The following is a 470-nucleotide window of genomic DNA, read 5'->3' on the forward strand; positions in this document are numbered from 1 at the left end:
GTCGACTTCTACACCGGGCTGATCTACCGGGCCATGGGCTTCCCGACCCGCATGTTCACGGTGCTGTTCGCCCTCGGCCGGCTGCCCGGCTGGATCGCGCAGTGGCGCGAGATGATCGAGGACCCGGCCACCAAGATCGGTCGCCCGCGCCAGCTCTACACCGGGCCCACCGAGCGCGCGTTCGTGCCGCTCGACCAGCGCTGAGCCCAGCCGCTCACGGAGCCCCGTCGTCCCCTGGGACGGCGGGGCTCCGTCGTCGGCGCGTACGGTGCCTGCCGTGATCACGGCGGGCGGCGCGGGAGGCAGCACGGACGACGGCGACACGTTCCGCCTGCCCCCGGTCCCCCTGGCCACCGGCACCCGCCTGGCCGGGTCCGGCGACGACGCCGCGGAACGGATCACCGCCGTCGAGCTCGTCGTCACCACCGAGGACGGCGCCACCCGCCGGATCCCGCTGCGGTCGCAGCTCG

Annotated in this window: 2 protein-coding genes; both read left to right on the plus strand. The window is 74.7% G+C overall.

Going from position 1 to position 470, the window contains the following annotated elements; translation table 11 throughout:
- On the plus strand, nucleotides 1-204 hold a 204-nt coding region (locus tag M3677_RS17055), incomplete at its 5' end, for a citrate/2-methylcitrate synthase (RefSeq protein ID WP_285844923.1).
- 73 nt (nucleotides 205-277) lie between these two features.
- Nucleotides 278-470 (plus strand): hypothetical protein (locus M3677_RS17060; RefSeq protein ID WP_251161143.1); only part of this gene is annotated, 193 nt, incomplete at its 3' end.

Source organism: Curtobacterium sp. P97 (genome assembly GCF_023712445.1).
In the GTDB taxonomy this organism is placed as follows: domain Bacteria; phylum Actinomycetota; class Actinomycetes; order Actinomycetales; family Microbacteriaceae; genus Curtobacterium.